Source organism: Dehalogenimonas sp. W (assembly GCF_037094495.1).
In the GTDB taxonomy this organism is placed as follows: Bacteria; Chloroflexota; Dehalococcoidia; order Dehalococcoidales; family Dehalococcoidaceae; genus Dehalogenimonas; species Dehalogenimonas loeffleri.
Genome location: NZ_CP146612.1, coordinates 1,331,805 through 1,355,652, shown reverse-complemented (window position 1 = coordinate 1,355,652; position 23,848 = coordinate 1,331,805). Strand labels below are relative to the sequence as shown.

The 23,848-nt window shown below is 53.9% G+C and carries 22 protein-coding genes; 9 read left to right on the top strand and 13 right to left on the bottom strand.

Annotation, left to right across the window (positions count from 1 at the left end):
- Positions 1-438 precede the first annotated feature (438 nt).
- The 8 genes from V8247_RS07000 to recO all read left to right on the top strand — a co-directional run bounded on the left by V8247_RS07000 (position 439) and on the right by recO (position 6,959).
- A complete protein-coding gene (locus V8247_RS07000) occupies positions 439-1,392 on the top strand; it encodes an IS110 family transposase (protein ID WP_375340887.1) in 954 nt (317 codons plus the stop codon).
- 82 nt (positions 1,393-1,474) lie between these two features.
- On the top strand, positions 1,475-3,097 hold the full coding sequence (gene dnaX / locus V8247_RS06995) for a DNA polymerase III subunit gamma/tau (protein ID WP_338737134.1): 1,623 nt from the start codon (positions 1,475-1,477) through the stop codon (positions 3,095-3,097).
- Positions 3,097-3,396 carry a YbaB/EbfC family nucleoid-associated protein gene (locus V8247_RS06990; RefSeq protein ID WP_338737133.1) on the top strand — a complete coding sequence of 100 codons (300 nt, stop codon included), beginning with the start codon at positions 3,097-3,099 and terminating at the stop codon, positions 3,394-3,396. Before dnaX ends, V8247_RS06990 begins: the two co-directional genes overlap by 1 nt.
- Positions 3,397-3,399: 3 nt before the next feature.
- On the top strand, positions 3,400-4,011 hold the full coding sequence (recR, locus tag V8247_RS06985) for a recombination mediator RecR (protein WP_338737132.1): 612 nt from the start codon (positions 3,400-3,402) through the stop codon (positions 4,009-4,011).
- A gap of 15 nt (positions 4,012-4,026) precedes the next feature.
- On the top strand, positions 4,027-5,088 hold the full coding sequence (gene corA, locus V8247_RS06980) for a magnesium/cobalt transporter CorA (protein ID WP_338737131.1): 1,062 nt from the start codon (positions 4,027-4,029) through the stop codon (positions 5,086-5,088).
- 4 nt (positions 5,089-5,092) lie between these two features.
- Positions 5,093-5,422, top strand: coding sequence for a tRNA-binding protein (locus V8247_RS06975; RefSeq protein WP_338737130.1), 330 nt, complete (start codon positions 5,093-5,095; stop codon positions 5,420-5,422).
- On the top strand, positions 5,419-6,114 hold the full coding sequence (locus V8247_RS06970; protein WP_338737129.1) for a DNA alkylation repair protein: 696 nt from the start codon (positions 5,419-5,421) through the stop codon (positions 6,112-6,114). Before V8247_RS06975 ends, V8247_RS06970 begins: the two co-directional genes overlap by 4 nt.
- Positions 6,111-6,959, top strand: a complete 849-nt coding sequence (recO, locus tag V8247_RS06965) for a DNA repair protein RecO (protein ID WP_338737128.1) — start codon at positions 6,111-6,113, stop codon at positions 6,957-6,959. The genes V8247_RS06970 and recO overlap by 4 nt, the downstream gene beginning before the upstream one ends.
- Here recO and metF read toward each other — a convergent pair.
- Genes metF through V8247_RS06915 form a run of 10 tightly spaced genes read right to left on the bottom strand, consistent with a single transcriptional unit; the run spans position 6,897 to position 17,756 of the window.
- Entirely contained in the window at positions 6,897-7,784 is an 888-nt protein-coding gene (metF, locus tag V8247_RS06960) for a methylenetetrahydrofolate reductase [NAD(P)H] (RefSeq protein ID WP_338737127.1), read from the bottom strand. The two genes, recO and metF, sit on opposite strands and share 63 nt — an antisense overlap.
- 16 nt (positions 7,785-7,800) lie before the next feature.
- A complete protein-coding gene (gene hemL / locus V8247_RS06955) occupies positions 7,801-9,105 on the bottom strand; it encodes a glutamate-1-semialdehyde 2,1-aminomutase (RefSeq protein ID WP_338737126.1) in 1,305 nt (434 codons plus the stop codon).
- A complete protein-coding gene (gene hemB / locus V8247_RS06950; RefSeq protein WP_338737125.1) occupies positions 9,105-10,088 on the bottom strand; it encodes a porphobilinogen synthase in 984 nt (327 codons plus the stop codon). Before hemB ends, hemL begins: the two co-directional genes overlap by 1 nt.
- Positions 10,081-11,598 carry a uroporphyrinogen-III C-methyltransferase gene (gene cobA, locus V8247_RS06945; RefSeq protein WP_338737124.1) on the bottom strand — a complete coding sequence of 506 codons (1,518 nt, stop codon included), beginning with the start codon at positions 11,596-11,598 and terminating at the stop codon, positions 10,081-10,083. Before cobA ends, hemB begins: the two co-directional genes overlap by 8 nt.
- On the bottom strand, positions 11,599-12,525 hold the full coding sequence (hemC, locus tag V8247_RS06940; protein ID WP_338737123.1) for a hydroxymethylbilane synthase: 927 nt from the start codon (positions 12,523-12,525) through the stop codon (positions 11,599-11,601).
- 1 nt (position 12,526) lies between these two features.
- Positions 12,527-13,786 (bottom strand): glutamyl-tRNA reductase, encoded by a 1,260-nt coding sequence (gene hemA / locus V8247_RS06935; RefSeq protein ID WP_338737122.1) that lies wholly within the window; start codon positions 13,784-13,786, stop codon positions 12,527-12,529.
- A 16-nt stretch (positions 13,787-13,802) separates the two neighbouring features.
- The gene (locus V8247_RS06930; RefSeq protein WP_338737121.1) at positions 13,803-14,444 is read right to left on the bottom strand and encodes a bifunctional precorrin-2 dehydrogenase/sirohydrochlorin ferrochelatase; all 642 of its coding nucleotides are present in this window, start codon (positions 14,442-14,444) and stop codon (positions 13,803-13,805) included.
- Positions 14,441-15,415, bottom strand: coding sequence for an AsnC family transcriptional regulator (locus V8247_RS06925; protein ID WP_338737120.1), 975 nt, complete (start codon positions 15,413-15,415; stop codon positions 14,441-14,443). The genes V8247_RS06930 and V8247_RS06925 overlap by 4 nt, the downstream gene beginning before the upstream one ends.
- Positions 15,416-15,438: 23 nt before the next feature.
- Positions 15,439-16,581, bottom strand: a complete 1,143-nt coding sequence (locus V8247_RS06920; protein WP_338737119.1) for a radical SAM/SPASM domain-containing protein — start codon at positions 16,579-16,581, stop codon at positions 15,439-15,441.
- Positions 16,578-17,756, bottom strand: coding sequence for a radical SAM/SPASM domain-containing protein (locus V8247_RS06915; RefSeq protein WP_338737118.1), 1,179 nt, complete (start codon positions 17,754-17,756; stop codon positions 16,578-16,580). The genes V8247_RS06920 and V8247_RS06915 overlap by 4 nt, the downstream gene beginning before the upstream one ends.
- A 158-nt stretch (positions 17,757-17,914) precedes the next feature.
- Between V8247_RS06915 and V8247_RS06910 the strand changes: the two genes are divergently transcribed.
- Positions 17,915-18,808, top strand: a complete 894-nt coding sequence (locus tag V8247_RS06910; protein WP_338737117.1) for a universal stress protein — start codon at positions 17,915-17,917, stop codon at positions 18,806-18,808.
- 23 nt (positions 18,809-18,831) lie between these two features.
- Here V8247_RS06910 and nrfD read toward each other — a convergent pair whose 3' ends face one another.
- Genes nrfD through fdnG form a run of 3 tightly spaced genes read right to left on the bottom strand, consistent with a single transcriptional unit; the run spans position 18,832 to position 23,836 of the window.
- Positions 18,832-20,043, bottom strand: a complete 1,212-nt coding sequence (nrfD, locus tag V8247_RS06905; protein WP_338737116.1) for an NrfD/PsrC family molybdoenzyme membrane anchor subunit — start codon at positions 20,041-20,043, stop codon at positions 18,832-18,834.
- Positions 20,036-20,833: a 4Fe-4S dicluster domain-containing protein gene (locus V8247_RS06900; RefSeq protein ID WP_338737115.1), complete on the bottom strand. Its 798-nt coding sequence runs from the start codon at positions 20,831-20,833 to the stop codon at positions 20,036-20,038. The genes nrfD and V8247_RS06900 overlap by 8 nt, the downstream gene beginning before the upstream one ends.
- Positions 20,834-23,836 (bottom strand): formate dehydrogenase-N subunit alpha, encoded by a 3,003-nt coding sequence (gene fdnG / locus V8247_RS06895; protein ID WP_338737114.1) that lies wholly within the window; start codon positions 23,834-23,836, stop codon positions 20,834-20,836.
- Between the last annotated feature and the right edge of the window lie 12 nt (positions 23,837-23,848).

Below are 23,848 nucleotides of genomic sequence, written 5' to 3'. Positions count from 1 at the left end.
AAATCCCTTAAATGGGACATTTACCCCTTGCATTACGTCGCAGTTTATGCTATTATATGTTCTGTTTTTAGTCATCAGGTGAAAGTTGTACCCGAGCTGAATTGTTTCTTATCCCGACGAATCCTCCGCCACCCCCGATTCAATCGTAAAAATGGATTCGCTTCCTTCGTTTATCGGACAGAATACGACCCGGCTTACCAATAACACTTTGAGGGTAAGGCAGACTGCCAACTGATCACTGACCACTGATAACTTGTATCTTTAACTAAATAGTAAAATATCTGTTAACGGGAGACAGACCGATGATTACTAGGTGCTCCAACACCGTTAGACAGCGGGGTCGTCTCCCGAATAAGCCCGGAAAGCCCGAACAGTTGCATGGGCCATTAAAGCCCGTATCTGCAAGGATGGGATAAGGGAAAAAGGAGATGCATGGAAATGGAAAGTTTTGTCGGCATCGATATCTCCAAAGCCACCATTGATGTAGCGGTACACGAAAACAAGGAGCACTGGGCCTTTACTAACGACGAAAATGGTATCAAGAAGCTGTCGAGTCTGATGCGTAAAGTATCCCCCAGCCTGATCGTCATGGAGTCCACCGGCAGTTACGAAGTCGCAGCGACTTATGAATTGAGCGCCCGCGGTTTCTCTGTGGCGGTGGTCAATCCCCGCCATATCAGAGACTTTGCCCGCTCTACCGGTCTTCTGGCCAAGACGGACGGCCTGGATGCCAGAGTCATTGCTCGTTTTGCCGCCACCATTAAGCCGTCACCCCGGATTTTGCCGGATGAAGACACTCAGAAGCTGGCGGCGATCATGGCCCGGCGCAGGCAGGTAGTAGCTATGCTGACGGCGGAAAAGAACCGCCTGGGTCAAGCAAACCATACCGTAAAAGAACGGATTAAACAACATATTAGCTGGCTGGAGCAGGAACTGGATGATATCAACAAAGAGTCGGGGAGCATGATAGAAAGCAACACTGAGTGGAAAGAGAAAAGCGATATCATGCAAAGCGTACCTGGAGTAGGTCCTAACCTGTCTCTGACTTTGCTTTCTGACATGCCTGAACTCGGCAACCTGAACCGTAAAGAGATTGCGGCATTATGTGGTTTGGCGCCATTCAATCGTGACAGCGGTCAAAGGCGAGGCCAACGGTCTATCTGGGGAGGCCGAAGCAGCGTACGCGCTGCTATTTACATGGCTGCTTTTTCAGCTGTTCGCTGGAACCCTTTGCTGAGAGAATTCTATCAACGCCTGGTGGACTCGGGCAAACGGCGCAAGGTAGCCCTGGTGGCCTGTATGCGTAAATTGCTTTGTATATTGAACGCTATGCTGAAAAACAGGACTGTCTGGAACGCCCAAATCATGCATCCGTTGGTTGCTTGTCATTAGGATTCCATTACAGTTGCTGTAAACTGATAACTGCCAACGGTTGCTGACAGCAAACTAACTATAAGGTATAATCTCCCTGCTTATGACGTCTCATGTTTATTACCGCAAATGGCGCCCCCAGAGCCTCGGCGAGGTGGTGGGCCAGAAGCCGATAACCGACACCCTGCTGTCCGCCCTGCGGCAGCAACGGGTAGCCCAGGCATATCTTTTCTGCGGGCCGCGGGGTACCGGCAAGACTTCCACCGGGCGTATCCTGGCCAAGGCGGTCAACTGCCTGACCAACGAAGGCACCGGTGAGCCGTGCAACACCTGCTCCATGTGCCAGGCTGTCACTCAGGGCAGTGCCATGGATGTCATTGAGATTGATGCCGCGACGTTCACCCAGGTGGACCGGATTCGGGAACTCACCGAACGCGCCAATTACGCGCCGGCCGAAGGCAGATTCAAGGTCTACATTATTGATGAAGTCCACATGCTGTCCACCAGTGCTTCCAACGCGCTGTTGAAGACGCTGGAGGAACCACCGCCGCGGGTCATCTTTATTCTGGCCACCACTGAATTGCATAAGATACTACCCACCATTTTGTCCCGCTGTCAGCGCTTTGACTTCCGCCGTCTGACTACCGCCGACGTCACCGACAAGCTGGCCGAGGTCGCAAAGGCTGAGGGGGTTGATATTGACCGCGAGGGCCTGACACTGCTGGCCCGGGCGGCCGGCGGCAGCCTGCGGGATGCGGAAAACCTGCTGCAACAGACGGCTACCGTCTGCCAGGGCACCATCAGTCTGCGCCAGGTTCAGGACAGCCTCGGGCTGACCGGCGATGGTCGTGCCGGCCAGTTGATGCAGGCTATTGCCGAAGCGGACGCCGCTGCCGGTATCCGGTTGCTGGCCGGTGTCGCTGCCGACGGCGTTGACCTTAAACAGTTTAACCGGGAAGTGATTGAGAAACTGCGCCAGGTGCTTCTGGTGAAAGCCGGCACGGCGGACTCCCTCAATCTGACCGATGAAGAATTGCTCGCCGCCAAAACCGCCGCAGCTGCGGCCTCCATGGATTACATCATGCGGGCGCTGAAAGGCTTCATCTCGTTAGCCGGCAATACTGATATGACGACCCCGCTGGCCATGGAAATGGCGCTGATGGACGCGGTACTGCCCCCGGCTGCCCCGGTAGCCGCCGCGCCGGCGTCCTCCCACTCTCCGGTCCGTCCGGCAGAGCCACGCAAACCGGTCTCGCCGCCTGCTGCGGCTAAACCAGCGGCGGCAAAACCCGATGCGGAACCGGCGCCAGTAACCACCAGGGCTGAAAGCCCCGCCCCGCCCAGGCCGGAGACACCCGGGCCTGCCCCGTCGCCCGCCGCCGAACCGGTGAGTACGCTGGAGGAACTCCGGAATAACTGGCCGAACATCCTCGGCTGCGCCCCGCCGAAGCTGCGGCGTTCCTCGGCTTTGGCCATCCTGCGCAGCGCCGGAGTGCAGCCCGTCAGCTTCACTGACGGCGTGGTAACCCTGTCGTTTAAGTTCCCGATTCATATGAACAAGATCAATGAGCCGGAGAACCGGCGGATCACCGCCGAGATTCTGTCGGCCTGTCTGGGCGTCCCGTGCGAGGTCAACTGCCTGCATGAGCCGCCCGCCAACCACCTGGTCAAGGAGGCGCAGCGACGCGGCGCCGAGATAATAAACGTAGATAACGTGGAGGAATAATGGACTTTTCCCAGGTAAAAAAAGCAATGGAACTCAAATCACAACTGTCCAAGATACAGAAAGAACTGGACAAAATTGTAGTTGAAGGTGAAAAAGGCTCGGTCAAAGTAACCGTCAACGGCCAGCAGAAACTGCTGTCCATCACCATTGACCCGGAAGCGATGAAACCGGAAAAAACGCGGCAGCTTGAGGATAACATCATCAAGGCCATCAATGATGCCACCGAAAAAGCCAAGAAAGCGGCCAGTAAGGAAATGTCCGGCATGATGGGCGGCATGGGAATGCCCGGACTGGGCTAAACGATGAAAGAGGCACCCAAGTCCACGGCCGCGGCAGTCAATCGCCTGACCGAAGTGCTGGGCCGGTTGCCGGGCATCGGGCCGAAAAGCGCCCAGCGCCTGTCCTATCATATCCTGAAGGCCAGTGCGGATCAGGTGCGGGAACTGGCTGACGCCCTCATCGGCGTCAAGCAGCAGACTCGGTTGTGCCGTATTTGCTGGAACATCACCGACGACGACACCTGCACCATCTGTGCCTCGCCGGAACGTGACGCGACCCGAATCTGCGTGGTGGAACAGCCTCAGGATATGCTGACGCTGGAACACACCGGCGTCTATAAGGGCGCCTACCATGTTTTACACGGCGCGGTGTCCCCTTCCGAGGGCGTCGGCACCGCTGATATCCGGTTGGCGGAACTAATGCAGCGGCTGGAAAGCGGCACCGTCACCGAGGTTATCCTGGCGACCAATGCCAACGTGGAAGGCGAGACCACCGCCATGTACCTGCAGCGCCTGATTACCCCGCTGGGCGTCAGAGTAACCCGGCTGGCCCGGGGGCTGCCTTTCGGCGGCGAGATTGAATACGCCGATGACGTAACGTTGTCCCGGGCGCTGGAAAACCGTCAGGAGTTTTAAGCGGAGAATCTTCAGGTGAATCAAGAAGTTTTCAGTCAGTCTCATAAAGCCGGGATGCCGCCGGGAACCGTGATTCATGTCGGCCGCCGGCGAACCGAGAAAACACGCTTGAACCTGATAGATTACAGCACAGCGGAATTCCAGGAAAAACCTCTTGACGACATCAACGAAACCTTTGCTCTCCGGGAAGGCACGATCACCTGGATCAATGTTGACGGCCTTCAAGATCCGGCAATAATCCAAAGAATCGGGCAGCGCTTCGGACTGCATCCGCTCATCCAGGAAGACATCGTCAACACCCAGCAAAGACCGAAACTTGAGGATCATGAAGAGTATCTCTTTATCGTACTCAAGATGCTGTACCGGGATGAAATTGAAGGCGAAACCGTTGCTGAACAGGTCAGCCTGATACTGGGCAGAAATTATGTCATCTCTTTCCAGGAAGGTGCGGGCGATGCCTTCGGTCTGGTTCGGGAACGTCTGCGTAAAAACAAGGGCATGTTGCGCCGCCAAACCGCTGATTCCCTGGCCTACGCACTTATTGATGCCATCGTGGACAACTATTTTGTGGTGCTGGAGGATTTCGGCGAGATCACCGAAAATCTGGAGGAGAATCTGCTGGAATCCCCTGCTGAGGGCACTCTTTCCATCATTAAAAACCTTAAAAGAGAATTATTATTCATGCGCCGCGGTATCTGGCCGTTGCGGGAGGTCATCAGCGGACTCCGTAACTCGGATTCTTCATTGATTCACGATGCCACCCGGATTTATTTTCAGGATGTTTACGACCATACCGTCCAGGCAATGGACAGTATTGAAAACGCCCGGGAAATGCTGTCCGACCTGCTGGATATTTACCTCTCCAGCGTCTCCAACCGGATGAACGCCGTCATGAAGGTGCTGACCATAATCGCTACCATCTTCATCCCGCTGACTTTCATTGCCGGGGTTTACGGCATGAATTTTGAGAATATGCCGGAACTGGGCTGGGAATACGGCTATTTCCTGATTCTCGGCTTCATGTCCGCCGTGGCTATCGCCCTGCTGATTTTCTTCCGCCGCAAAAAGTGGCTCTAGGCGCATGATAACCTACGATGATTTTACCAAAATAGAAATCCGCACTGGCCGGGTCATCAAGGCAGAACCTTTTCCCAAAGCCCGGCAGGCAGCTTATAAATTATGGCTGGACTTCGGCGATTTGGGCATCCGGCAGTCCAGCGCTCAATTGACCCGGCGTTACCAGCCGGCAGAACTGGAAGGACGCACCCTACTGGCGGTCACCAACCTGCCTCCGCGGCAGGTCGCCGATTTCGTATCTGAAGTACTGGTGCTGGGTGCCGTGCCGGAAGAAGGTGACGTGGTTCTCATCGCGCCGGATGCCGTTACCCCGCCGGGCACGAGGATTTTATGAACGATTGCACTATCATCATCAAGCACCTGCGGGAAGCCGCCAATCCGGCCAATGTTGCCGGCATGGCCCGCTTCGGCATCAACTCCGATAATACCCTGGGGGTATCAATACCCGCCCTGCGGGAAATTGCCCGGGCCCACCGCAAGCAACACCCGCTGGCCCTGGAGCTTTGGCAGACCGGTATCCATGAGGCGCGGATTCTGGCCTCAATGGTCGCCGATCCCGGACAGGTTACCCCGGAACTGATGGACCGATGGACGTCAGAATTTGATTCCTGGGATACCTGCGACCAGGTTTGTGCCAATCTATGGGAAAAGACACCTTACGCCTATGAAAAAGCCCTGGAATGGAGCCGCGCCGAGGGGGAGTTTATCAAGCGGGCCGGTTTTGTGTTGATGGCCCGGCTGGCGGTCGGTAACAAGATGGTGTCAGACGCCGGATTGGCGGAGTTTCTGCCGCACCTGTTGCGCGGCGCGGCGGATGAACGTAATTTGGTCAAAAAGGCCGTTAACTGGGCACTACGCCAGATCGGTAAACGTTCAATCGCGCTCAACGCGCTGGCGATTACAACCGGCGAAGAAATGACCACCCTGAACAACAAGGCCGCCCGTTGGATTGCCGCCGATGCTTTGCGGGAACTTAGGAGCGAAGCCGTGCAGAATCGCCTGTCCGGGAAGTCAGCCACTTTATGAGTGATGCCAGGGAAATTAAAACACCGGCGATAGTCATCAAGCGCGCCCGGCTGAAAGAGGCTGACCGGGTGATTACCTTGTTCACCCGGCAATCCGGCAAGGTTTCGGCGCTGGCCCGGGGCGTCCGCAAGTCCGGCAGCAAACTGGCCGGACACCTGGAACTGCTCAATTATACGGACATTACTTTAACGCGGGGCAAGGGCTTCCCGACCATTATCGGCAGTCAGACGCTCAACCCGCACCTGTGCCTGCGCTCTTCACTGGAAAGAACGGCCTACGCGCTGTATTACGCCGAACTGGTCAACCATTTCGTAGAGGAAGAGCAACCCAGCACTCTGGTTTTTGACCTGCTGGTTGAAACGCTGGACAATGCCTGCACCGCCGAAAATATGGAGCTGTTGAGCCGCTTTTTTGAGCTTAATCTGCTGAGCGCACTGGGCTTCCAGCCGCAACTGCGGCTCTGTCTGGACTGCGGCGCGGCGCTTAAAGCCGAGGTGAATTACTTTTCCAACAGTCTGGGGGGGCTGCTGTGTCCGAACTGTGCGGCTAAATCGTCCGTGCTGCCGGTTTCGGTCAACGGCCAGAAGGTGCTGCGCTTTCTGGTTGACCACGGGCTGGCTCAATCGGTGCGCCTGAAGCTGGACTCAGTGCTCAACCGGGAGCTGAAGCAACTGTTGCACAACTACCTGCGTTATCTGCTGGAACGCGATATCAAAAGCAGCGCCTGGCTGCACCAACTGGAAGTCATGCTGCCGCCGTTAGAACCGGCTTCGGATACGCGGTTAGGCCAATCTGCGGGAACTGGTGATGCCGAGCGCCTTGTAGATTTGCAGGGTGGCGCCTGAGGTATTGAGTGTATAGAAGTGAATACCGGCCGCTCCGTGGTCCACCAGATCCCGGACCTGCTCGGTAGCCCAATGCACGCCGACTTCCCTGACCCCGTCATCATCTTCAGTGCGGGCGACCGCCTTAAGCAGACTGGCCGGAAAGCGGGTGCCGGCGGCCACTTCAGCCATCTTTTTTAACTGCCGGCTGGAGGTAACCGGGGCGATGCCGGCCACGACGGGCACCGTAATCCCCGCCAGGTGACAACGCTCCCGAAAATCATAGAAATCACGGTTATCAAAGAAAAGCTGAGTACAGATATAATCCGCCCCGGCATCCACCTTGGCTTTGAGATATTCAATCTCCGTCAGGCGGTTGGGCATCTGGGGGTGACCTTCGGGATATCCAGCCACGCCGATACCCATGTCGGGGAAATGTTCCTTGATAAACTCCACCAGTTCGGCAGCGTGACTGAAGCCGTCGGCGGCAGGCACGAAATCGGCCTGCCCTTTGGGCGGATCGCCCCGCAGGGCCATGATATTCTCAATGCCGCTGCGGCGATAACGTTCAAGTATCCGGTAGATTTCATCGCGGGAAGAACCGACACAGGTGAGATGAGAAATAACCGTCAGTCCGGTTTCCTGTTGAATCCGCACCACCAGGTCATGCGTCAGCTCACGGGTGGAGCCACCGGCGCCGTAAGTAACCGAAACGCAGGCCGGTTCCAACGGAATCAGGTCCTTGATGGTAGCGAAAAGCCGTTCTGAAGCATCTTCCGACCGCGGCGGGAAGAGTTCAAAACTGAAGACAATATTACCCTGGCCGTAAATATCCCTGACGTGCATGTGTTGTTACCACCCTTTATCCGGGCTGTGCTATTTCTGTTTTGTTCAGGGCGAGCCCAATAACCCGGATGGTCTCTATTATATCAGCTTCGCTGTGGGCAGTGGACAGGAAGGCCGCCTCAAATTGAGACGGCGGCCAGTATATCCCGTTGTCCAGCAATGCCCGGTGAAAGACCCCGAAACACCCGGTGTCGGAACGGCTGGCCGAAGTGTAGTTGGTCACTTCATCGCCGGTAAAGAACAGTGTCATCAGGCTGCCGACCCGATTCAGCGTCACCGGCAGTCCCAGTTTCCCGGTAACCGTCAGAATACCGTCAGCCAGCATACGCCCCTTGTCCTCCAGGGCTTGATAGACGCCCGGAGCTGCCAGAGCGGCGAGAGTGGCAAGCCCGGCGGCCATTGCCAGCGGATTACCAGACAAGGTACCGGCCTGATACACCGGCCCGGACGGCGCGACATGGCGCATGATGTCCGCGCGGCCGCCGTAAGCCCCCACCGGCAGACCGCCGCCGATGATTTTACCCAGCGTAGTCAGGTCCGGCGTCACACCGTACCTGGCAGCGGCACCGCCCTGGGCGACGCGGAAACCGGAGATTACCTCGTCAAATACCAGCAAGGCACCGCGCTCACAGGTTAACTGCCGTAATCCTTCCAGGAAACCGGGCTGCGGCGGAATGACGCCCATATTGGCGGCCACCGGTTCCAGTATCACCGCGGCAATCTGGCCGGGAAACTGCTCAAACAGCGTTTCAACCGAACTCAGGTCATTATAAACGCCGGTCAGCGTTTCCGCAGCGAAAGAGGCGGGCACGCCGGGTGATTCGGGAATACCCAGCGTCGCCAGACCGGAGCCGGACTTGGACAGCAGGCCGTCGGAGTGGCCGTGATAGCCGCCTTCAAATTTTATAATCTTATCGCGGCCGGTGAAGGCCCGGGCCAGTCTCAAGGCGCTCATGACCGCCTCGGTGCCGGAACTGACCAGCCGTACCATCTCCAGATGAGGCATGGCGTTGTTTATTGCCTCCGCCAGTTCGGTCTCCAACCGGCTGGGCGCGCCGAAACTGGTGCCCTTTCCGGCTGTTTCCACGATGGCTTTAATCACCGCCGGACTGGCGTGCCCCAGAATCATCGGCCCCCAGGAGCCGACGAAGTCAATAAACCGGTGACCATCAACGTCGTGAAGGTACGCGCCCTCGCCGCGCTCTATAAACAGCGGCTGACCGCCAACGGCCTTAAAAGCCCGGACAGGGCTGTTCACGCCGCCGGGTAAAACCCGCTGCGCGGCGGCAAACAGTTCGGCTGATTTAGGATATCGCTCCATTAGTCCTGTTCCCCCAGCCACCGGGCGGCATCTTTGGCATGATAGGTAATTATGGCGTCAGCGCCGGCGCGTTTAATGGAAGTCAGTATCTCCAACACCAGGCGCTTTTCATCGCCCCAGCCCCGCTCGGCGGTGGCCTTGACCATGGCATATTCGCCCGAAACGTTGTAAGCAACCACCGGATAGTCAAAGCTATCTTTCGTCTGCCGGATAATGTCCAGGTAGGCCAGCGCCGGTTTAACCATGACGGCATCAGCCCCCTCATTGATGTCGGTTATGATTTCCCGGGTGGCTTCACGGGCATTGGCCGGGTCCATTTGATAGCCCCGGCGATCACCGAATCCGGGCGTAGAACCGGCGGCTTCGCGGAAAGGCCCGTAAAAGGCAGAAGCATATTTAGCGGAATACGCCAGAATCGGGGTATTTTCCAGCCCGGCCTCATCCAGGGCCTGCCTGATCGCCCCGACCCGGCCGTCCATCATATCTGAAGGCGCGACCATGTCAGCCCCGGCCCGGGCGTGCATCACGGCCATTTTAGCCAGCAGCGGCAACGTGGCATCGTTATCAACGCCACCGCCTTTGATGATACCGCAATGGCCGTGACTGGTGTATTCACACAGGCAGACGTCGGTAATCACCGTCAGTTCCGGCGCCTGCCGCTTGATCAGCCTGACCGCCTGCGGCACGATACCCTCAGGGTCAAGCCCGGATGAACCCAGTTCATCTTTCGTGTCTGGAATACCAAAGAGAATCACGGCGCCGATACCCAGCCGGACAATCTCTTCAAGTTCCCCCGGCAGGCTCTCAAGCGTCTGCCGGGCCACTCCAGGCATGGAACTGATGCTGCTGCCGGGCCCATCACCTTCCTCAACGAAAAGCGGCAGGATAAAATCACCGCCGTCCAGTTCGGTTTCGCGGAACAGCCGCCGCAGACCGGGAGTCTGCCGCAATCGCCGCAACCTGAGTTCAGGAAAATTACTCACCGTCCCCCTCCGCCGCATAATATTCCTCAATCGCCTCTACCAGGCCGGGGATGGTATGTTGCCCTGCCTGTATAGTCACCTTCAGACCTGATTGTTCAGCCGTGGCGGCCGTCACCGGCCCGATACAGGCAATAATCTTGCCGGTCAGTTCTTCAGCCGGGATAAGTTTCAGCAGATACTCTACGGTGGAGGACGAGCAAAACGTGATTACTTCACAGCCGGCAGCCGCCGACTTGGCCGTATCGGAATCGCTACCCGGTTCACCCCTGGTCCGATAGGCGGCAATCTCCACCACTTCACCGCCTCGCTGTTGTAATCCTTCAGCCAGCAGCGGTGGGGCGATATCCGCCCTCGGCAGCAGGAACCGTTGACCGCGAACTGCTTCATCGCCAAAACCGGCCAGAACGGCTTCTGCGGTATATTCCGCCGGCATGAAATCCGGCCGCAGGCAACGAGCCTCAAGCGCTGCGGCGGTCGCCGGACCGATAGCGGCAATTTGTGACCCGGCAAACCAGCGGCTGTCCTTACCCTGTCGGTCAAGACTCTGGAAAAAGGCTTCAACGCCGTTTACACTGGTAAAGATTACCCAGTCATACCTGCCGGCATCGTTTACGGCGGCATCCAGCCTGGCTTCATCCCCGGCGATAATTGAAATTACCGGCAATTCCACCGCTATGGCGCCGCGGGCGGACAGTGCCCGGCTCAACTCACTGGCCTGACTTCGGGAGCGGGTAACCAATACCTTCCGGCCATGCAGCGGCCGGTTGTCAAACCAGTTTATTTTCTGCCGCATGCTGACCACATCGCCGACAACAGTAATGGAAGGCGGCTGGATGCCGCCTTTCCGGGCGACTTCAACAATGTTGTCCAAGGTGCCGGTTACCACCTTCTGTTCCGGACGGGTACCGTTCATAATCACGGCGGCCGGCGTTTGAGGGGCTCGGCCGTGCTCAATCAGTTTAGCCACAATCCTGGGCAAGTTAGCCGTGCCCATTAAAAATACCAGAGTGTCGGTGGCGATAGCGGCCTTGGCCCAATTGATGCTGCTGGTTTCCTTGGCCGGGTCTTCATGCCCGGTGATAACGGAAAATGATGAAGCCAGCGTCCTGTGAGTCACCGGGATACCGGCATATGCCGGCGCGGAAATTGAAGAGGTGATACCGGGCACTACCTCAAACGGCAAACCGGCATTTCTTAAGGCTTCGGCTTCCTCACCGCCCCGTCCCAGGACAAACGGGTCGCCGCCTTTGAGGCGAACCACGATTTTTCCTGCCGCCGCCTTATCCACCAGCAACTGGTTAATTTCTTCCTGTTTCAGGGCGTGACAGCCGGCTTTTTTACCGGCATATATTTTTTCCACTCCGGCTTGAGCCGCTTCCATCAGACACTCGTCCAGCAAATGGTCGTAGACAATAACCTCGGCTTTACTCAGACAGGCCAGTCCCTTGACGGTAATCAATCCGGGGTCACCCGGACCCGCACCGACCAGATATACCATACCTTGCTGCATCTATTCCCCTGCCTTATTGATAAATTGGGCGGCACCCAGACTCAACAGACGTTCTGCGAGCGCGATACCGACTTTTTCGGCCGCCGAAACATCGCCGGAAGCCTGGTCTGTGATAATCGTTCTGCCGCTTTCATCGGCGACCGTACCCCGCAATGTTAGCACAGCACCGTCAACCGTACCCAGAGCCGCAATAGGGGCCCGGCAGCCGCCGCCTAATCGGCGAAGAAAGGCTCTTTCTGCTTTCACTGCCTGATGAGTGGGAGCGTGGTTAACCGCCGCTGTAAGTGCGGCTCTTCGGTCATCTCCACTCCGGATCTCAATCCCCAGCGCCGCCTGCCCGGGCGGAGGCAAAAATATTTCCAGCGACAGGTACTGGTTTATCCGGTCCCGCCAACCCAGCCGGATTAACCCGGCGGCGGCCAGAATAACCGCGTCAACCTGCCCGGTGTCAACCGCCTTGATACGGGTTTCAATATTTCCCCGGATGGATACCACCTGGATGTCCGGCCGAACCGCCTTGATTTGAAAGGCTCGTCTGAGGCTGTCACTGCCGATTTTAGCCCCCGGAGGCAGCTCCGACAGGGAATAATGACCCCGGGAGATTAAGGCATCCCGCGGATCCTCGCGTTCAGGCACCGCCGTCAGGGCAAGCCCCGGCGGCACGTCGGCGGGCATATCCTTAAGTGAGTGAACTGCAATATCCACTTCATCCGCCATCAAAGCGGCTTCTATTTCCTTCACGAAAAAGCCCACGCCGGGTAATTCCCCCATGGAAACCCGCCGATTCAGGTCCCCCTGAGTGCTGATTTTCACGATGTTAAACGCTACTTCGGGATGGGCCTGTTGCAAACGCGATTTGATATATTCCGCCTGTACCAGCGCCAGGCGGCTAGCCCGCGAACCGATCCTTATACCTGGTTGTATCACTTCAAACTTTCTCTCTATCCAGCCGGAAAATTTCGTTGACCATTTTTGAATACTCTTTCTTATTCCGGGAGTCTTCTTTAAGATAGGCAATGGGGTCGTGCAATACCTTGGTGACTATTGACCGGGTCATTGCCTCCAGATTTTGCCGCTGTTCTTCCGACATCGGCGGCAGTTTCTTGATGGTCTGTTCCAATTGCATCTTGCGGATATTTTCAGCCTTTTTGATAAGAGCGGTCACCGTCGGCTTCACTTCCAGCGATTGCCACCAATCCAGAAAATCATCGGCTTCGGCGCTGATGATTTTCATCGCCTTGAGACTTTCACGTTGCCGCCGGTTACGATTAGCATTACAGATTTCGGTCATATCATCCAGATTATAGAGGACGACACCGTCCAGTGTTTTGACCTTCGGGTCAATATCCCGGGGAACGGCAATATCCACCATCACCACCTGGTGTCTTGTACGGCGCTTTTTTGCCTGAACCATATGCTCATAATCTACCACCGTATGTGGGGCGGAGGTACAGCTCACCACCACATCGGCTTCAGCCAGGGCGTGACACAGGTCGTCCGTGACCTGTTCCGCCCCGAGGGACTTTGCCAGCTCCAGAGCCTTGTCCCGGGAGCGATTGTAAATTATCAACCGGGAAGCTCCGCGCTCCCTGGCGGCTTTGGCCACCAATCTCCCGGCTTCACCGGCCCCGATCACTAATACACAACACCCTTTTAATTCTCCCAGCACCTGCTTTGCCAGGTCAACCGCCACCGAACTGACCGACAGGGCGTTCTTGCTGATATCAGTTTCTTCTCTAATTCGCCGACCGGTACCGGCGGCTTGATTAAACAGCTGCCGCAACGGCAGATTCACCATTTTGGACTGTTCAGCAATCTCAAGTGCCGTGTTAATCTGTCCTAATATCTCATACTCACCGATGATCATGGAATCCAGGCCGCCGGCCACCCGGAAGAGATGCCCACAGGCACTGGCATCCTTTTTCAAATAGATATGCGGCAGCAAGTCGGCGAAGGAGACCCCTGTAAAATCATTCAGGAATTTGATTGCATGCTCTTCAAGCTTACGCTCAATCCCACCGGAAACATAGATTTCGGTCCGGTTGCAGGTTGAAAGCACGACGCCGTAGTCAACGTAGCGTTGCAGTTCACTCAGGACTTCGGGTAACCGGGCATGGCCGATCGCCAGTCTTTCCCGAATGTGTACGGGTGCGGTATGATGGGCAACGCCAACGGCACAGATTTGCACGTGTATTTCTTCCCCGCTAATCTTCCACTAATTTTGTTAGCAGTATCTCGGCGGCCTGTTGGCCCCGGCCGTTCCTGACCAATCCGGTCAGCTCTTCCAAATCCAATGCCGCCTGCCATTTTTCGGGGCTGATGGATATGCCCCGATCTAAAAGGTTGCGCCGCACCCCGCCGACCAGTTTAGCGACATCGGCATATTCAGCACCGATACTTTCTTCAATATCGTGCTTGATTCGGCGGGCCAGCGCCGGACTGGTGCCGGCAGTAGAAACCGCAATGGTAATATCTCCCCGATTTAGCGTTGCCGGTACGATAAAATTAGAGTGGTCCGGATCATCAACCATATTAATCAACTGGCCTCGCCGCGCCGCCTCCAGTGAAACCTGCTGGTTAACAGCCGCATCATTAGTGGCCGAGACTACTAAAAAGGCACCGTCCAGATCACCCTCTGCATATCCCCGGTCAACAAGCTCAATAGAACCGGCAGCCGCCAATTCAGCCACCCGGGATACCACCTGAGGGCTGATGACCCTCACCCTCGCCTGACATTCCAACAGGGTTTCTATTTTACGCTGGGCAACGGTACCACCCCCAATAACCAGACAATCCCGTCCAGTCAGGCTGATAAATGTGGGGTAGTATTTTGGTGCCTCACTCAAATTCGGTGCTTAACTCTTTCTTTTTTGATTTCATGAATACTGAAAAGAGCCGAATATTTATCTAATCCCAGCTCATCGGTTACCGCATCAGCCACTCGAAAGCATTCAACATCCCGGCGGCCATGAATCATCGCAAACAGATTATACTCCCAACCCGAACCTGTTTTCCTCTCATAGCAATGGGAAACCTCTTTTTGAGCGGCCAGTCGTGTGCCGACGGTGTCCACTAATTCCGGCGGTACTGCCCAACAGGTCATGGCATTGGCTACATATCCGGCGCGGCGATGATTTACCGCCGCTCCAAAACGGCGTATCACCCCGTCATCCTTCAATGACCGGCAACAACTTAAAAACCCTTCGGTGTCAATTCCGGCATTCCGGGCCATGGCCTCAAAAGGGCGGTCAATCAGCGGTAAATCCTGTTGCAGTTCATTGAGCACAGCCCGTTTTTCAGGGGTAATATTGACGGGACGGTAATCCACGGCCGTATTGAAGTCCGGTTGCCTGCCATTTTCTTCGAGGTCCAGATAAAAACCTATTTTAAACAGCTTTACTACCGGCAATTCCGCAATCTCATCCGCCAGTGTTTGCTCTTTCAGCCGGTGCAATTCATCTTTCATGGCTGATTCAGAAGGGGCCGTCAAGGTAACCCACACATTGAATTCATGCTGTCGCAGGTACCCGTGGCTGATACTCCGATGATGTTTAATGACCCCGGTGGCCTTTTCAACGTTTTCCGATGCAATCTTGAGGGCTATCAGGGTGGTATAGTGACCCAGTTTACGAGCTTCAAGGACCGGGCCGATTTGCCGGACAAGACCGTCTTCCTTAAAACGTTTGGTGCGCTCCAAAACAGCGGCTCCAGATAAACCCAAACAACGACCCAGATCATTAAAAGGCTCCAGGCTCAAGGGAAAATCACGCTGTAATAATCCGATGAGTTTTTTATCGGTCGCGTCACACGTCATCATGCCTCACCACCCCTTTCACGGGCTTAATGTTGCTCAGCCAACTGCGGCTCATAAATACAATAAGGCTCGGCTTCCAGATAATCGCCGGTAGCTTCAAAAGCGCGCGCCCGGCACCCGCCGCATAATCGGCGATATTCACACTGCCCGCACTTACCTTTATAAAGACTCAAATCACGTAAATCACAGAACAATTGAGAATTATTCCAAATTTGGGTGAACTTTTGTTCCCGGACATTACCGGCTTGAACATCAAGATAACCGCAACCCTGAACATCACCCCGGTGCGAAACGAAGCAAAAACCCGTTCCGGCCAGGCACCCGCGGCTCAAGGCATTCATCGCATGAGCGTGAGGCTGATTGCCTGAATGACCATCAGCCTCCCGATGACAAGATGCAGGAGAGGCCTGTGCCGTCAGACGTGATTGTTTTTGCCGTTGCCGTACTATCCTTAGGTAATGGGGCGCATCGGTCGGCTTGAAAAACATCCGGTCACCCAATTCCTGTTGTTTGTCGTAAATCCAATTCAGAATATCTTCGTATTCCTGAGGAGAAAGTTCCACTTCCGCCAACCCCTTGCCGCGACCGGTAGGCACCAGCATAAATGGATGAAAGGCGACGGCTTCAAGTTCATTCGCCAAAGCTAACAGATCATCAAGATAGCAGGCGTTAAGTTTGGTGATGGTAGCATTTATCTGAACGCTGATACCTGCACGCCGGGCATTGGTTATTCCGCGTATCGCCGCTTCAAAGGCACCAGCTTGTCCCCGGAATTTGTCCTGAAGTTCCGGTGTTGGAAAATCCAGACTCACCCCGATCCGAGCTACCGGGACTGCCTGCATTTTTGCCGCCATGTCCGGATCAATCAGAGTCCCGTTTGTTCCCAATACCACCCGCAGACCTTTTGATGAAGCATAATCAGCTATTTTAAAAATATCCGATCTCAGGAGCGGTTCTCCGCCGGTCAGGATAAGGATTGGACTCCCCACCTCAGTTATCTCGTCAACCAGGTTAAAACACTCGGCGGTATTGAGTTCCCCGGAATAAGGTCCTTGTACCGCAGAAGCGCGACAATGGTCGCACAAAAGATTACAGCTGCGGGTGACTTCCCAAGCCACCAATTGAAGTTTGGGAATTATGATATCTTTGCTTGATTTTTCAACTGTCACGCGATAATCCCGATTTCTTCGTCACTCAAATAACAGGCTGGGTCATCTTCCCAATAATCACCGCTGACCGATTCAGCCCGTACCCTTAGATTACCATTACATACTTCCAGATAACGGCACTGGGGGCAGCGACGTCCGGAAAGCACCTTCTTCCGATCCTTCAACGCAGCGAGAAGCGGATGGGAAGTATCCATCCAGATATCGCCGAATTTACGCTCTCTGATATTACCGAAAGTGTGGTGCCAGGTAAATTGATCAGGATGGACATTGCCCCGGTCATCAATGGCGCCAATTTTAATTCCGGAGCTGTTGCCGCCGTTTCGCTTCAACAAACTGTAAATGGTTTCCGCTCTTTCCGGGTCAGTCAAGCGGGCCCTCAGATACAGGTAAACCCCATCGGCGGCATTATCCACCGTTAAAATTTCTTTAGCAATACCACGTTTGTGCCAGTCAATTGTTCTATCACAGATAACATCAACCGCAGCCCGTGTTTCCGCATGGGTCAGGTCATCTTTGATGATTTTGTCGCCTCTCCCGGTATAAGCCAGGTGATAAAAACAGACGCGGGGTATATTTTCTTCCTCAATCAAATCCAGCATCGCAGGAATTTCCTTATGATTATGTCCGGTGATAGTCAACCTTAAAGAAACCCTTTGTTTCAAATCCACGCAGTGCCGAATTCCTGTGAGGGCAGCTTCAAAAGCGCCGGGTTGAACACGAAACTTATCATTATTCTCACCAATACCATCAAGGCTGATACCGACTTCAGCGAAACCGGCATTTTGAATCCTGACCGCCATTTCCCGATCAATGAGAGTGCCGTTGGTAGACAGGGCGACCCGGATTCCATGCGCCCGGGCAAAATCAGCCAATTCAAACAAATCACGCCGCATTAAAGGTTCGCCACCGGAAAAAAGAATCACTGGTACGCCGAAGTCAGCCAGTCCTTTGATAAACGTCTTAGCTTCATCGGTACTGATTTCATCAGGCGAGCAGTTATTGGTGGCGCTGGCATAACAATGAATGCAATGCAGGTTACAAGCTCGGGTGCAATTCCAGACTACTATCGGCGGTTGAAACGGTTTGGGCTGGCCATCCGCGTTTGCATTTGGGCTGTAACGCAAAGAATCCTGAGGTCCAATGTTGTCACACAGTAACCGGGAAATTGAAATCATAAACGACCCCTTTCCAACATCAGCACATTATATGATTTGATTACTTGGCGCCAAGAGTATATCATAAGTACTAGAACTTTCGCTATATTTTTGACTATCTTCTCCGGATAGCGCTAGAATCCTCAGAGTGTAAACCGACTACAGACATGGAGGACGCTATGTCATTGTTCAAACGGTTACTGGTTCCACTTGACGGTTCCAAAATGGGGGAAATAGTTTTCCCTTTCTCCAGAGAACTCGCCCACCGGCTTGACTTGGAAATTACCTGCCTACATATCTGTGAGCCTGAAGACCAGTTCTGCCCAATGCACGAGGCTTACGTTGAGGCAACCGCCAACAAACTCATCCGTCAATCCCATGATACCGGACGACCGGTCAAGGCTAAGGCCGTCATGATCAACGGGCAGGCAAGCGATGGCATTTCCAAATATGCCGCATCAGACAATAGTGATTTCATCCTGATGGGCACCCATGGCCGCTCTGGATTTAACCGCTGGGTCCTTGGTTCTATTGCGCTCAAAGTGTTGCGTCAGACTGATAAACCGGTGTGGCTGATCCGTAATGGAACTTCGGTTAATTGCGATTGGCAACACACAGATGTTATCGTTCCGTTGGATGAATCACCGGTTGCAGAATCCATTTTGCCCCTTGTGGTCCAATTAATCAAAGAATGGGGAGTAAATCAAACTGAGATTGTTCTCACCAATGTCTGCCGTGAACCAATCATTCCTTCCGATTTTACTGACGAAATGAAGGACGTATGGCGCGAAAAGGAGAGCCGGGAATCTGCCCTGTCGGTAAAAAACGGACAGCAATACCTGAACTCAATCAAAAATAAATTGGGTGACCAAGGGGTTAAGGCCCGGACTCAGGTACTCGTCGGTAAAACGGCCGAAGAGATCATCAATCTAGCCGCCAGCAACCCATTCAGTTTCATCGCCATGTCTACTCATGGCCAATCCGGTAAGGGGCGATGGGTCTATGGCAGCACAGCTGAACGCATAATGGTCGGCGCACCCTGTCCGGTGTTGATGCTTAAACCGAATTTATAATTTTGACCGGACCGAAACTAACCTCAGGCGGTTTCAGTTTCAGCAGTCGAGGAAAAGCTGGCCTTTTCTTCTTCCCCAGAGAGCCCGTAACCCCGACCTTCAAACAAGGGCAGATACTTAGCCACCACCCTGAAAACAAACATGGCGCCAGCCACGAGACCGATGGAAAAAAGCAGCTCCGTCCAGGCGGGTACATACGCGGTCGTTCTGGATGGAGCCATGGCGATCAAATCAGTAGTTAGCCGATTTAATACTACGGCTATCAAGACGAACATAGAGGCTGTAAAAAGCCACCCGGCAGAACGCCGAACGCCTTTGATGAAAAGTAAAATCATTGCCAAGGTCATCAGCCCGATTTCTACGGTAAATAGCCAGCCGAAGGTATTATCCAAGGTAAAACTGTCCAGCCGTCCGGTTGTATTCAAATCCCAGAACCGGAAAAGTAAATAAGCGAGGAGTATCCAGGCTGCAGCCTTACCCAAACCGCCCAGCAGGTCAATCCGCAGCCCTTTTTTAAATATCTTTGAACTTATGGTTGACTCAATAATGACGACACACAAACCAAGGGCCATGGCAGACACAAAGAACATGTGGCCCATCCATTCACTGTACCACAAGGGATACATTAAATGCGGCATGATCAGGTGAACAGCCCCCAGTGAGGACTGATGCATGAACGACAGAGTAATGCCCAAAATAATCAGCGGAATCATAATAGCATGTAGGAATTTAAGGGTGCGCCGCAATCGAAACCGCTCTGCAATCAGGGGACTGAATTCAAAAAATAGCACCGTCGTGTAAATGGTCATACAGACCGCAACTTCAAACATGACTGATTCCGGTTGCCACATCCACAAAGGATGTACAATTCTCGGAGTGCGCCCGATATCAATGGCAATACCAGCCCCGGCAATGACATATCCGATAAACGCGGTAAACACTGCCGGCCGTATTACCGGCCAATATCTTTTAATGCGAAATATATAGACGATCCCTGCTGTTACAAAACCGCCGGCGCTCAAGGCAACCCCTGCCATGACATTAAACGAAACCCAAATCCCCCAAGGCCAGTCATTGCTAAGATTATCTACGGCGTGCATCCCAAATATGAATTTGCCCGCCGCGACGGCCAGTGCACCAATAGCTAACAGTAACAACAACACACTCCACGGGGTAAATAACGGAGTATCGCTTGATGGTGCCCAACGGGTGTAAAGAGAAGGCTTGTTATTCATGACCAGCCTCATCTTTCTCCGGCAAATCTTGTAGCGCCCGGCCTCGAATATACCAGATAGCAGTCATTGAACCGATTATGGCCGCCGCTTCAAACGGGATCTTACTTAAAAATTCCCATGTTAATTCAGGCAAGGGTTCATGAGGGACTGCCATATTAAAACCGAGTTGTTCAAAAGGCACCCCGGAGATGTAAAAAAGAGAGGTTCCTCCGGCTTCTTTCTCACCATAAACATAATCAACGTATTTTTCTGGAAACTCTTCAATCCGGCGATGGGCTTCAGCCAACACGGCTTCCCGTTCACCGAATTCTATCGCCTTGGGCGGACAGGCCTTGGAGCAAGCCGGTTGCAGGCCTTCGGCAATCCGGTCCCAACAGAACCAACATTTACTGACCTCCGGCCAGAGGCTGTGGAACTGATAATTGGGTATTCTGAAAGGGCAAGCCTGGGCGCAATAACGGCAACCCATACAGCGGGCTTCATCCCAAACCACCGGACCGTCAGGCGTCTTCCGCATCGCCGCGACAGGGCAGACAGACACACACACCGGGTCCACGCAATGGAAACAACGTTTATGAACAAAATTCCAGGAAAGTCGCCCGTCGTCACCGATGACTTCATGGTACTCAACATTAAGATAAGTGTGTTCGTCTCGCTTGGGGGGATTCGTGATGGTAGGGCTAAAAGATGTCTCCGACGGTTCTAAACGCCACCACTGCTTGCATGACATCTGACAAGCCCGGCAACCTATGCAGCGGGTAATATCAACCAGTACCGCAACTTCAACCATCTATGCCCCCTTTACGATATCGCATAAAAATGCTTTAAATTCCGGCACCGCAGACATTGCATCTCCGACCGCCGGAATCAACCTATTTGCGCTATCTCCGGTGCCGAGACCGATAAAACCCCACTGAGTTGGCAGGGCTACCTGATGTATTGTCTGACCACCGATATCAAGCGGTTTGAGACGATGAGTCAGCAACGCCCGCATCCGAATTTCTCCCCGGACAGAGCGCACAATAACTTCGTCACCGTTTCTAATTCCCCGCTGCCCGGCCAGTTCATAACTTATTTCAATAAATGGCTCTGGAGACATTTCCAAAAGCCAGGGCATATTACGCGTCATCTGCCCGGAACCAAAGTGCTCTCCCACCCGAAACGTGAAGGCTACCAAAGGGTATTCCGCCGCATTGGCCCTGAGGGGTTCAAACTGCCGCAAGAGCGGGGTATTCTGAATAGATGAAAGCATATTTTGAACCGGGCTCTCCCAAGGTTCATAGTGTTCCGGCAAAGGCCCGTCCGGCAAGCCTGCGGTGAACATCCGGCCGCAGCCGTATTCCAGATTCACAAAAGCCTGCGCATGCGGCCCTCCCGTGCCGTCAGGCACGTCCCCTTTCCAACGTTTGTTGAAAGAATCCCATTCAATCACCGAACGCCGACCGTCCCAAGGCTTTCCATCAAGATCCACTGAAGCGCGGTTATGCAGAATCCGGGTGTTGCCCGGCCAGCTCCAGCCCCAACGATGATACAGGTTTATGATAAACCCACCCGGGTCAATATCTCTGCGGGCTGCCATATTGCCGGATCCAGCCATGCTTCCGCGATACAAACGATTTCCACAGACCGTGTCACCGTCCTCAGTCAGATCGTCTGCGGCCTCAAGCCGAAGGCCGGTGCCGACGCGATAACCATTGATTTCACGGGCCACCGAGAGGGCATCGCCATAGCTCCAGGTGAGGTTTGAAATCGCTTTTTCATTAGGCCCTCCCTCTTCGGCATAAAGGTCTTTCAGGCGTTTCATGATACCGTCAACAATTCCCAGGTCAGCGCGGCTTTCTCCTAGCGGATCCAGCGCTTTTTCGCGCCACTGCATCCATCTCCCGGAATTGGTGACGCTGCCGGATTTTTCAAATGAGGCCGCCGCCGGCAATAAAAACACCTCGGTTTGAATCCCGGACGGATTAATACCGGGACGTTTCCAGAAGGCCGCCGTTTCAGTCTCAAAAAGATCGGTGACTACCAGCCAGTCTAATCTCTCCAGACCTCGACTAACTGCATCGGCCCCGGCACTGCCAACGGCAGGATTCTGTCCCCAAACCATCAGTCCGTTAACACGCCCCTGGGAGACACCATCAAGCAGGGACAGACCTGAATAGTCACCATCACTATCTAGCCTAACCAAATAATCATAGCCAAATCCATCATCGGCCACAGCCGTTTCGCCGAACCATGCCCTCAGTAAACTGACAAGTCCGGTGGATTGGGTACCGTGGGAATAGGTTCCTGGGTTTCCATGATTTTGTAATCGGTTGCCGTATGCCATCAGATTAGTGTCAGTATCTAACGGCATCTCCAGATAACCCGGCAGCAAACCGGACACAAGACCATGGTCAGATGCACCCTGAGCGTTTGACTCAACGCTGATAACATTGACGCCGCCACCGGCAATTCCCATATTACCCAATAGCAGTTGCAAAATAGCCATCGCCCGAATCGTTTGCGTACCGGTGGTATGCTGAGTTGTCCCCGTAGAACACATGATAGTCCCGGCTTTATTCTTAGCCCCGGTGTCACCAAAAAGGCGGTACGCTTGATTCAATAACCGCGGCGAGATACCGGTAACGGTACTGACCAGTTCGACCGTATATCGGGCAAAATGCCGTTTAATCAGTTGAAACACGCACTCCGGAGACATCAATGAGCTGTCCCTTAAAGGCAGACCATCTTCGCCTTTCTGGAAAGCCCAACTAGTCCTCTGATATTCAGACGTATTGGTGTTGAATCCGGAAAAAAAGCCGTCAAGCACTTCCGGCCCCTTAAATTCCGACCGCACTAAATATGAAGCATTGGTGTAATTCCTGATATAGTCCAAGTTGTAATTTTCGGGATTAGCTTCAATATCTTTAATAACGAACTTGATCAAGCCTCCAACAAAGGCTAAATCCGTGCCGGATCTGAGCGGACAATATACATCTGCTTTCGCCGAGGTCCTGGTAAAGCGCGGATCAACATTGATGACAACAGCACCTTTATCCTGAGCCGATTTTACATGTAAAAATCCAGTGGCATGATTTTCGGCAACGTTGGCTCCGATAATAAGTACGCAATCCGAATTGGATACATCCGTCCAATGATTGCTCATTGCCCCACGCCCGAAAGAGGCGTTAAGTCCGGCAAACCCTGATAATTGACTGTTAGCACCCTGATGCTCCACGTACGCAACACCCAAAGCACGCACCATTTTAGAAATCAAATAGCATTCTTCATTATTTAGTGCAGCACCCCCGATTGAACCGATCGCATCTACCCGGTTAACCCGGCGTCCACGATGGTTCACCTCAATCCAATGAGAATCTCTGGTATCTTTTATCCGGCGCGCGATGCGGTCAAAAGCATAATTCCAATCTTTTTGTTCCCAAACATCGGATCCAGGGGCCCGATAGAGAACGTGCTGTAAACGCTGCTGGTTGAAACTGCCTTCTTCTACCCCGTTCCTGACCTGGGCCAAAGCCCCGCCTTTGGGACAGACTGAACCATGGTTGATGGGATGAGAAGTATCCCCCTCAATCCGTACCAAACGATCATCAGCAACATAACAGACCAGGCCACAACCGCAGGAGCAAAATGGGCAAATAGTGGGAGTCTCAGTACCCCACCTGAGCTCAACCTGTTTAATATGACTGTCAACCAGCGGCTCAAGCGGGCCTCGGAATAGACCGGTGGTTGCAAACAACCCAACGGTACCACTGCTGAGTTTAATGAAATCCCGGCGGTTGATCCCATTTTTCATATCAAAAACTTT

Coding starts and splice junctions, on each gene's coding strand:
- V8247_RS07000 (WP_375340887.1), top strand. CDS start 439: ATGGAAAGTTTTGTCGGCATCGATATCTCCAAAGCCACCATTGATGTA.
- dnaX (WP_338737134.1), top strand. CDS start 1,475: ATGACGTCTCATGTTTATTACCGCAAATGGCGCCCCCAGAGCCTCGGC.
- V8247_RS06990 (WP_338737133.1), top strand. CDS start 3,097: ATGGACTTTTCCCAGGTAAAAAAAGCAATGGAACTCAAATCACAACTG.
- recR (WP_338737132.1), top strand. CDS start 3,400: ATGAAAGAGGCACCCAAGTCCACGGCCGCGGCAGTCAATCGCCTGACC.
- V8247_RS06975 (WP_338737130.1), top strand. CDS start 5,093: ATGATAACCTACGATGATTTTACCAAAATAGAAATCCGCACTGGCCGG.
- V8247_RS06970 (WP_338737129.1), top strand. CDS start 5,419: ATGAACGATTGCACTATCATCATCAAGCACCTGCGGGAAGCCGCCAAT.
- recO (WP_338737128.1), top strand. CDS start 6,111: ATGAGTGATGCCAGGGAAATTAAAACACCGGCGATAGTCATCAAGCGC.
- metF (WP_338737127.1), bottom strand. CDS start 7,784: ATGCACGTCAGGGATATTTACGGCCAGGGTAATATTGTCTTCAGTTTT.
- hemL (WP_338737126.1), bottom strand. CDS start 9,105: ATGGAGCGATATCCTAAATCAGCCGAACTGTTTGCCGCCGCGCAGCGG.
- cobA (WP_338737124.1), bottom strand. CDS start 11,598: ATGCAGCAAGGTATGGTATATCTGGTCGGTGCGGGTCCGGGTGACCCC.
- V8247_RS06925 (WP_338737120.1), bottom strand. CDS start 15,415: ATGATGACGTGTGACGCGACCGATAAAAAACTCATCGGATTATTACAG.
- V8247_RS06915 (WP_338737118.1), bottom strand. CDS start 17,756: ATGATTTCAATTTCCCGGTTACTGTGTGACAACATTGGACCTCAGGAT.
- V8247_RS06910 (WP_338737117.1), top strand. CDS start 17,915: ATGTCATTGTTCAAACGGTTACTGGTTCCACTTGACGGTTCCAAAATG.
- nrfD (WP_338737116.1), bottom strand. CDS start 20,043: ATGAATAACAAGCCTTCTCTTTACACCCGTTGGGCACCATCAAGCGAT.
- V8247_RS06900 (WP_338737115.1), bottom strand. CDS start 20,833: ATGGTTGAAGTTGCGGTACTGGTTGATATTACCCGCTGCATAGGTTGC.
- fdnG (WP_338737114.1), bottom strand. CDS start 23,836: ATGAAAAATGGGATCAACCGCCGGGATTTCATTAAACTCAGCAGTGGT.